Below are 9,264 nucleotides of genomic sequence, written 5' to 3'. Positions count from 1 at the left end.
GCAGGCCAAGGCGGACAGGGGCGAGGGCGCCCCGGGAGAGCTCACGACCGCCGAGCACGAGGAGCTCAGGCGGCTGCGCCGGCAGAACGCCGGACAGGNCAAGACGATCGAGGTGCTGCGAAAGGCCGCGGTCTTCTTCGCGAAGGAGAGCGNTCGGTGAACGAGACGTACGCGTTCATCGAGGCGGAGAAGACCACCCACGGCGTCGCTTTCCTCTGCCGCCTGCTCAAGGTGGCCCGCTCCTCGTTCCACGCCTGGCTCGCCGCGGCGAAGATCAGGGCAGCCCACCGGGCCGCCGACCAGGCCCTGGTGCACGAGATCACCGTGATCCACATCGGCTCGCGCCAGACCTGTGGCGTCCCGCGCGTCCATGCCGAACTACAGCGCCTGGGACGGCGAGTGAACCGCAAACGGGTCGCCCGCCTCATGCGCGCGAGCACGGTGTCCAGGGCGTCACCCGCCGCAAGCGCCGTTCACTGACCAGGCCAGACAACAAGGTCAGGCCGGCCCCGGACCTGATCAGCCGCGACTTCCACGCCGAGATGCCCGGCACGAAGCTGGTCGGCGACATCACCGCGCTGCCGACCGCCGAGGGGTGGCTCTACCTCGCCTGCCGGCTGGACCTGGCCACCCGCGAGGTCGTCGGCTTCTCGATGGCCGACCATCATCGCGCCGACCTCGTCGTCGACGCCCTCCACATGGCCCACGGCCGCGGTGGACTGCAACCCGGCTGCGTGATCCACAGCGACCAGTTGAACTCGCCGAATACACCTCGCCCCAGTTCCGCACTCGAATAAGGGAGTTTGGACTTCGTCAAAGCTGCGGGCGCACCGGATCTCGCTTCGACAATGCCGCCGCAGAGAGTTTCTGGGCCCTGCTCAAAGAAGAGATCGGCACCCGCGTCTGGCCCAACCGGGCCACCGCACGAGCCGACGTCCTCGACTTCATCGAGACATTCTACAACCGCCGTCGCCTCCGCAGGCACAAGGTCTTCGGCTACCTCACCCCGACCGAAACCCGGCAACGACACAAACACACCCTCGCGGCATAACCATCGAGTGTCCAAGATCACGGGGAATCTTCAGCTGGGCGGCGATCGACAGGTCCCGATAGTCGCGCCGGGAGAAGCTCTTGCACCCGTCGCGTTGGCCGTTGTCCCGGCCCGGCTGGTGGATCAGCCGCGACCTCTGGTCAGGTTTGTAGCGGGTCAGGGCCGCAATGGATATCCGCCTGCGGGATCGGCCACGGACTCGCACCACCGGGTGCGGCCGCGCTGTGACCAGGTCCTGGCCTGCGGCAGCGTCATGGAGAATCCGGCTTCGTTCTCGAAGACGAGCCATGCTCCACGGGCCGCCGCGAGTCTTCCGCACAGGGCCACACCTCCCGGGCCTACCCGACCGCCTTCTCGTCGTCCCCTTCAATGGCGCGTCTGGCCGGAACCTGGCAGGATCAACCGTTGCACACCAGCAGCTTGCGCACGCCCTGGGCCATGTAGGTCAGGTGGAAGCGCCGGCCGATCACCGTCATCACACAGCTCAGGGTCCAGCGTTGGTCATCCCTGCCGTGCACGGCCGGCCCTTGATCCGCTCCGCATCCAGCTGCAGCCCGGCTGCATCGCGTATCCGATCGCGAATCGGTATACACCTCTGATGAACTCCGCCAGGAATTTGGCAGGTTGGGGATGCAGCAAGCATGAGCCGAACCGGCTCCTGCTTCGACAGGACCACCGCTTAGAGTTTCTTCGCGCTCCTCAAAGAGGAGGCCGGTACCCGCCGCTGGCCCGACCGGACCCTGCGAGCGCGGAGATCTTCGCCTTCATCGAGACCTTCTACAACCGCAGACGCTTTCTCCAATTCCCAGCCGTTCCGGTAATGGCGCTGAATGCGGTGGGCGAACATGGGTAGAGGGTTCTCGCATCGCGAAGCTCCGCTACAGCAGAGGACTTGGCTTCTTCCTCGCCGCAACGGAGCTCCGCCGTATCGGCTCTCCGGTCGCACCCCCACAGGCTGGCAACGCCACGAGATCGCCGCCGTCTTGCACATGCCCGCGAAGTGGATCGAGTTGGAGATCAGGCCTGCATCCACCACATCGTATGGACCAGCGCCCATCCGCCCACTGCCAGGATCACCGCGGTCGCAAGCGACGCGGCCCATGCGTATCGCGGCTTGAGCTCAGGCGACTCCCCGGCATCGGGAGCCACACAGCGTTCGAGCCACAGGTAGGTGAAGAACCCGACCCCGGTGGTCAGGCAGATGGTGAACCACACCCCGCGGTTCTTCACCCGCATGTACCTGCGGGGCAGCGCGTAGGCCGCGATCAGCAGCGCCACGCCCACACTGAATACAGCCCAAATCAGGACGGCGGAACGAAGGAAGAGCGGATACGTCGCGGGCAGAAGAACGGCCAGGCCGCCCGGTTCATAGCGCTCCTGCCGGTCCCTGAACCGGAGATCCGTGACGCGCGTGCCCGCCTTGGCGGCGATCGCTTCTTTCACTGCGGCCACGTCCTCACTACCATGAAGCGCACCTGGTACATGGGTGTGCAGTTCGCGGTAGACCAGCGGAGCCGTCTCCCAGAAGAGGTTCACACCCCGATCGTCGTAGCCGACCTCGACCACCGGATGCCTGTCCGACCTCAGGGCCCCCACTAGGTCATCCTGGGTACTCGGAATCGGGAACGTCTGGAACAGGTACGCCGCATAGGACACACCCAGGAGCAGTAAAGCGGCAAACCGGGCCGCCCCCGTCCATACTTTCACCAACCCGAACGGCTTGGAAATTCCGGAATCAACGGACACTAACCGTCACCGTGCCGTAGAACTCCTGCGCGATACTCCGGAAGGCATGACCGGATGGAATGTCACCTATCCCAGGGATGTGAAACAGCGACTGCACCCCTGTCTTGTTGTAAGAGGCGAAAGCAACCGTGAAAGAGCGATTCTTCTTCGATTGCGCGATCACTTGATATTCGATGTTGTAACTACCGAGGAAAGCGGTCGGAGTTTCACTTCCGCGCTTGCCGTCCGTCATCATGCCCAGCAGGTCCTTCCCAATATTCGACTTCGGATCCGAGTGGTCCCTGTTACCTCCGAGTTCATTCGCCGGAGCATCGAAGTCGGCATGAATTACCTTCCTGGCCAGGTCTTCGACTATCTCCTTGTGGGGCCCGTCCAACATGAGCTTCTGGGTCAACGGGCTTCCGTCATCGAAGGGAATGTTGTTAAGACTGGGGTTCCCATTGGCCCACAAGGCCAGAATATCCCGCCAGCTGAGCTGCGGAGAGTCACCACTGAGATAGTTGCATGCGGCGGCCTCCCCGCTGTTGACCGAGGCGCCCGCAACGCAGGGGCGCGTGTTTCCGGCCGTGGCCAGGATGTACTTCCGCAGTTGGACTGCCAACTGCTTGTGAAGGCCGGGCCTTTCCTTGCTGACCAGAGAGTCCAATGCGCCTACGCAAGTGGCGTCGCAGCCGCCGGACTTCGAGGAGGTTTTGCCCTTCCTTCCTCCGCCGCCAGACGCTTTGCCGCCCGATCCGGATTTCGGAGGCGACTCTTTCGAACCGCCGGAGCTGACCGGGCCGGGCCCGCACCTCTCCCAGCCGCCCTTGCACTGCGACCCGTCGAGCTCCATTCGGATGGTGCCGGACGGGTCGCTGTAGGTGAGGGGGTTCTGGCCGGCGTAGCCGTAGCCGTTGAGGCTCTGCGGGTCGGTGTCGTCCAGAATGGGATCGACGCTGACGAACCGGCCGGTGCTTGGGTCGTATTCGCGGGCGCCGAGGTGGGTGAGGCCGGTGGCTTTGGTGTCGTCGGTGCCGCCGACGAAGCCCTTGGTGCCAGGCCAGGAGGTCGGCTTGGCACCACGGGTACCGCCGAAGGGCAGGGTGCGGCGCTGAGTAAGGGCCTGGGTGGCGGTGTTGATAGAGAGTTGGGCAGTGCCGTGGTGATCGGCGAGGGTGAGTGAGACGATGCCATCGTCGGTCTGGACGGCGGTGTGTCCGCCACCGAGGTCGTAGTAGCGGGTGGCCTTAGGAGTCGTGGAGCCCTTCGCCAGGGTGATCTCGGTGCCGTCGAGGTAGAGGGTGGTCTCGGTAGGCGTGCGGCCGATGAGGCGGTTGCCGTCGGCGTCGTAGAGGTATTCGCTGGTCCTCCCGGTTCCGCCCTGGAGGGTTTCGGTCACCTTGGCGAGGTGGCCTTCGACGTCCCAGGTAAGTGTCTGGGGGGTTCCGTTGAGGTTGCGGGTGGTGGTGTTGCCGGTCTCGTCGTAGCCGTAGGTGTCCTTCGCGGTGCCGGCCGGGCCAGTGGTGGTAACAGAAGACAGAGTGTGCGCCTGAGCACTGCCCGGGGTGGGGTAGGCGTAGGAACGCTTGGTGTCCTTGGTGGCGTCGCCGGCGGTGTTGTGGAGTGTTTCGGTGGTGCGGTTGCCGACCAGATCATAGGCGTAGGAGGTCCAGTACGAGGCCGGGCCGCCCAACACACTGTCGTCCGGCGACGTGGCACAGGCAGCGGTGTTCCGGGTCCAAGCTTCGGTGAGACGACGTAGGTGGTCGTAGGTAAAGCACTGGTTGTCAGTCCCCCCGCGGGAGATATCGGAGACGGACACGACGTTGCCAGCCTCGTCGTAGTGGTAGGTGCTGTACTGGTCGACCCCGGCAACCTCCTCGCGGTCCACGCGTGAGGTGGCCAAGCGCTTTGTACCCCACTCGTAGGTGTTGGTGACCCAGGTCTTCTTGCTGCTGCTGTTGGACAGTTCGTACTGCAGCGGCTTGCCGGTGAGGCTGTGGCTGGTGGTCGCCTTCACACCCTGGCTACTGCCCATAGCGATGGGTCGTAGTGTGGCGTCCTCGTAGGTGTAGGACACGGCAGAAGCCGTCAGGGACCCTGCTTTCGGATAGCCGATGCTCTGAACGGTTCCCGACACGTTGTACGTGATGGTCGGCATGTAGGTGCCCTGGAGGGCGCCTTCAGCAGAGGGAATGGTGACGGAGGTGCGCAGGGGGCGGTAAAGGCGGTCGTAGGCGACGACCTTGGAGGTGTAGGCGTTACCCTTGTCGTATCGGGTGGATTCGGCGAGTTGCCCCTTTGCACCACTGATGGTGTCGTATGTCCAGGAGGCGCGCAGGGTGCCAGTCGCGGAGCCTTCGCGTAGTTCAATCTTGCGGCCCAGGTTGTCGTAGCCGTTCCACAGCGCCGGGGTCCCCGGGCGGGCGTCCTTGGTCGTGGTCAGCTGGCCGCGGTCGTCATAGGTGTTGGTAGTGGTGCCCTTGTCCGGGTCGGTGGCCGTCTGCTGACGACCCAATAGGTCGTAGGTGTAGGTCCAGGTGTTGCCCGCAGGATCGGTCAACGCGCTTATCTCTCCACGCGGTGTGTAGCTGTAGGCGGTGGTGTCGTATGCGGCACTTGCGCTGCGGGTATGGTGCTGGCGCAGTTCAGTGGTCTGGCCGCGGGCATCGGTGAGTTTGGTGGTGGCCGTGCCGCCGACGGGGGGAATGACCGTGATGCGGTCGCCGCCATAGATCGTCGTGGTGGTACCGAGTACGGAGCCGCCTTCGCCATTGCCCGCTATCTGCTTCGCCTCGGTCTGACGTCCCAGACCGTCGTATGTGTAGCGGTTCTGCGATTCCAAGCTCAGGGCGTCCTCCGGCTTGAACAGTCCGGTGGTCGGTGTCCCCTCCGTGTAGTAGGCCGCCCATTCCTTGGCGACCAGGCCACGCTCGTCGTAGAACGTGTCGGTCAGCAGGCGCCCGCTGTCCGGCCCCGGCTCCTGGGTCTGGCGGGAGCGCAGGAACCCGTCGAAGAGGGCATAGGAGGTGCGCTGGGCGCCGTTGTTGCCGATCGTCTTGGTACCCACGGCTACAGGCTGCTTGTCGGTGACCGTGTAGGTGAACTGGTAGTTGGGGGTCTGCCCGGTCAGTGTGTCAGCCAGCCACACCTTGGTGGTGCGGCCCAGGGCGTCGTAAGCGAAGGCGGTGGCGTTGTTGTTGGCGTCGGTCTGCTTCAACGGCAGGCCACGCGCGCTGTCCTGGATGGTGGTCGTGGTCTGAGCGGTGGACGCCGCACCCGCCTTGGCTGGGGGTGTGGTCACCTTTACGGCGGTCGCAAAACCGGTGGCGGGAGTGTATTCCGTGACAGTGGCCCGGCTGTCCGCGCGTGCGGTCTGTGTGATCGACCCGGCTGCCGTGACGGTCACGTCGCCGGTCAGGTCGATGCTGGTCAGCTCGCGGCCATAGGAATCGTAGGTGGTGCCGGACTCCAGGTAGACGGCGGTAGTGCCCTCGTACTTCTGCAGCTGTGCGCTCACCGTCACATCACCCTTCGTGGGCGCCGCGCCATATGTGCCACCGTCATAGGCGACACGAAAGTCGGACATGACATCCGTGGGGCGGCTGACAATGGCGCCGCATCTCTTCGACACCGTCTCGACACGAGAGGCGAGTTTGTCGGTGGTGTTGGTCGCGTAAGTGGTGCGCGTGCACTTGTCGTCCGCGGACGTGCTGTCGTCACCGAAGTCGTCGACCTCTGTGACCCGGCCAGCGACCGTGTCGTAGGTGTTCGCGGCAGAGGCGGTGCGCCACTTGACACCAGCGCCGTCGTCCAGCGAGGTCCAGTCCTTGGTCTGAGAGGTTCCGGTGAAGTTGGCGGTGATGGTGCCCCAACTGCGGGCCCTCCTCGCCGTCTCGTGGTGCCAGGGGCGGTTGACCGTCTTGGCAAGGATCTTTCCCCCAGGACCCAAGTAGCTGACGGTCTTGTATGCGAAGCCGGCCGCCGATTCGTGGTCGGATATCGGACCCCCTTCACCGCTGTCCAGAGTAACGGCCACCGACTTCGTGCCGCCGCTGCCGTCCTTGCGATCGCCGTCCATGCCTCGCAGGAAGTACGTGTCCTCCTGCGACTTCATCGCCGAGGTGCCTCCCTGGCCACCGGCCTGCACACGGACCTGTCCATATCCGCGCCATTGCGACCAGGTCTTGAACTTGTCCCTGGTCAGCCCGTCGTCATCGTCGTAGTGCCAGGCTGCGCCGCCCAAGTACTGGTAGGAGGTGACCTGGTCCGGTGCCCCACCCGTACGGTCCGTGGCAGTCACCGACGAGACCGCATACTTGTTGAACCACTGCAGCTCGGGATCGTCCGAGGGACTGCCCCCTATGTACTGCGGGAAGCAGCGTGTGGTGTTGGTCTGCGGAGTCGGCAGGGAACTGAAGTCGCAGGCCGGAGAGGAGTAGTTGACGTCGATCTGCCCGCCGGACTCGTCGGCGACGGTGGACAGGCGATCCTTGACGAACGGCGCGTACCCATCACCGGGCCTATCCAGCCTGTTGACGAGTTGCGTGTAGGCGAACGTCGTCTTCGGCAGGGTGATGGCCGGGGAGGCGGTGTGACCGGTGTGCTGGATGGAGTCGAGCAGCAGTTGGTAGTCGACGTCGGCCATTCCCCAGCGGTGGGTTAGCTTCCAAGAGTCAACGTCGTTGTAGGTGGTGCCGTCGAGGACCTGGGTGGTCACCTCACTGAGCCGTTTGCGGGTGAAGAACACGGGAGAGAAGCGCCCCTTGTCACAGTCCTTACCGGCATCGCATTTCAGGTCCCACGGAGTGTCGTACCAGTAGTAGGCACCCTTGGTGATATCCGCGCAGTCGGTGGCGGACAGGCAGCGCTCGGCGTTGGCGAAGCTGACCTTGGCCAGTGCCTTGGTGCCGTACATCGAGGAGGACTTCAGCCCGTACTCTATACGGTCCAGGGTTCCACCACGCACATACGGAGTGTTGTCCTTGGCCTCGAGGTTGCGGCCGTAGGAGTTGGTCTCCTGGCTGTAATGATAAGCGATGGCGTTGTCGTGGGCGTCGACGGCGTAGTCGAGATTCCACCGCCAGGCCTGCTGACACCACGATTCCGCGAACGACGCAGCGTGGCACGGCTCACCCTCGTTGTTGCCAAAGACGGGCACGGTCCAGGTGGAGTTAGTGGTCGGTTTTCCGCTCGTCCATCCGGGCAGCCGGTGGTATCCGAAGTAGTAGCGGCTGCCGTTGGGTGTGGTCAGGCGCCAGTACTCACCGTCTTTGGCACCGCTACCTCGGTCGCTGGCGGTCAGACGGGCGATCTTGGTGCCATCGTCGTCCTTCAGCTTCCACGAGTTGGGCCCGTTGGGGACGAGTTCGCCACCCTTGCCGTTGAAGGTGAGGAACGCGTTGTCATAGGCCCAGCACAGATCCCCAGGCTTGCTGCCGTCCGCATTCTTCACACCATCGTCGGCGCAGGACTTGTACCTGCGCTCGATGAAGCCCGGCGACAGGTCAAAGCCGTCACCCACCCAGGACGCCTGGTTGTTTGTGCTACCGGTGCGGCCGTCGACGGAGCCCGAGGAGTACGAAAGCCCCACATTGGGAGTCATGCCTCCGGGCACATCCGGCACCGACATGCCGTACACCCACGCGAAGTCGCCCGTGTTCAGATTGGTGCTCCAGGTCGCGGACGGTGACAGCGACGTGGCCTTGTAGTCCCCACTCTCACTCTGATCCCCCGCCACCGCGGCAAGAAGTGTGGACACACCAACGGCAAGGGGCACGCTCTGCGCGGTGAGCGTACGCTTCTCGGTGTCGTTGACCGTCACCACCGGCACACCGGTACGGCAGCCTGCCTCGTCGGGGTCAGTAAGCGCACACTCAGGTAGCTGAATCAACGTCAGGCGAGAAGCATAGCCACCGCCGTACGCGTCGGCGAAGTCGGAGTAGTCCAGCTTCACCCTCACCTGGCCCGTGTCACCGCCCTTCCCCTGATCCTTGAGACGTAGGGAGAAGACAACCCCGTCAACAGCGGCCTTCTTCGCGGCTTCGCGGTCCAGGACACGCGCCTCGACCGCACCGCTCACCGGATTGTCAGCAGCGCTGCCCCGCGTATTCAAAGACAGTGGCAGCCCGGTAGCCCGGACAGTCGGGGAGACAGCGTCCTTCGCACCGGCCGCGGATAGCTCGACCACCGCGGTTACCGGTTTCGGCCAGGCTGCCTTGGGGGGAGCCTGCGGGGTACGCGGCGCTTTCATTAACGTGCGCGGCTTGACCTTTCCCATCGACCCGGGAACTGGTTTCTCGGGCTGGGGAAGGGAGGGACGGCCCCTGCCGTCGTCTGCGGCGAGGGCCGGCTGTGTAACTCCCTGCAGAAGCGTGCCGATCATTATCGTGGCTGAGACCAGTGCGACACGTCGCCGCAGCCCTTTAAGCCGGTTGCTGGGTATCCCGTTCATTCTGTCCTTCGCTCTTCAGTGCAAGCTCGGCCTG

At 64.4% G+C, this 9,264-nt stretch carries 6 protein-coding genes and 1 pseudogene; 3 read left to right on the top strand and 4 right to left on the bottom strand.

Annotated features, from left to right (window positions below; translation table 11 throughout):
- Positions 1 to 156: 156 nt before the first annotated feature.
- The 3 genes from GTY84_RS34845 (at position 157) to GTY84_RS33395 (ending at position 1,051) form a co-directional block, all read left to right on the top strand.
- Positions 157 to 480, top strand: coding sequence for an IS3 family transposase (locus GTY84_RS34845; RefSeq protein ID WP_161224614.1), 324 nt, complete (start codon positions 157 to 159; stop codon positions 478 to 480).
- Between the two features lie 62 nt (positions 481 to 542).
- Positions 543 to 797 carry a DDE-type integrase/transposase/recombinase gene (locus GTY84_RS32830; RefSeq protein ID WP_202549086.1) on the top strand — a complete coding sequence of 85 codons (255 nt, stop codon included), beginning with the start codon at positions 543 to 545 and terminating at the stop codon, positions 795 to 797.
- Positions 731 to 1,051: an integrase core domain-containing protein gene (locus GTY84_RS33395; protein ID WP_237532020.1), complete on the top strand. Its 321-nt coding sequence runs from the start codon at positions 731 to 733 to the stop codon at positions 1,049 to 1,051. Before GTY84_RS32830 ends, GTY84_RS33395 begins: the two co-directional genes overlap by 67 nt.
- 37 nt (positions 1,052 to 1,088) lie before the next feature.
- On the opposite strand, the pseudogene GTY84_RS33390 reads toward GTY84_RS33395, so the two are convergent.
- The 4 genes and pseudogenes from GTY84_RS33390 to GTY84_RS03565 form a co-directional block, all read right to left on the bottom strand.
- Positions 1,089 to 1,306, bottom strand: a pseudogene (locus GTY84_RS33390) (IS630 family transposase); the annotation flags it as partial.
- A 143-nt stretch (positions 1,307 to 1,449) separates the two neighbouring features.
- Positions 1,450 to 1,569, bottom strand: a complete 120-nt coding sequence (locus GTY84_RS03575) for a winged helix-turn-helix domain-containing protein (RefSeq protein WP_161224612.1) — start codon at positions 1,567 to 1,569, stop codon at positions 1,450 to 1,452.
- Positions 1,570 to 2,068: 499 nt separating this feature from the next.
- A complete protein-coding gene (locus GTY84_RS03570) occupies positions 2,069 to 2,797 on the bottom strand; it encodes a hypothetical protein (RefSeq protein ID WP_161224611.1) in 729 nt (242 codons plus the stop codon).
- Positions 2,787 to 9,161: an RHS repeat-associated core domain-containing protein gene (locus GTY84_RS03565; RefSeq protein WP_237532019.1), complete on the bottom strand. Its 6,375-nt coding sequence runs from the start codon at positions 9,159 to 9,161 to the stop codon at positions 2,787 to 2,789. The genes GTY84_RS03570 and GTY84_RS03565 overlap by 11 nt, the downstream gene beginning before the upstream one ends.
- Positions 9,162 to 9,264 lie beyond the last annotated feature (103 nt).

The organism is Streptomyces sp. SID8352, assembly GCF_009862265.1.
Taxonomy (GTDB): domain Bacteria; phylum Actinomycetota; class Actinomycetes; order Streptomycetales; family Streptomycetaceae; genus Streptomyces.
This window is presented reverse-complemented; position numbering and strand designations above follow the sequence as displayed.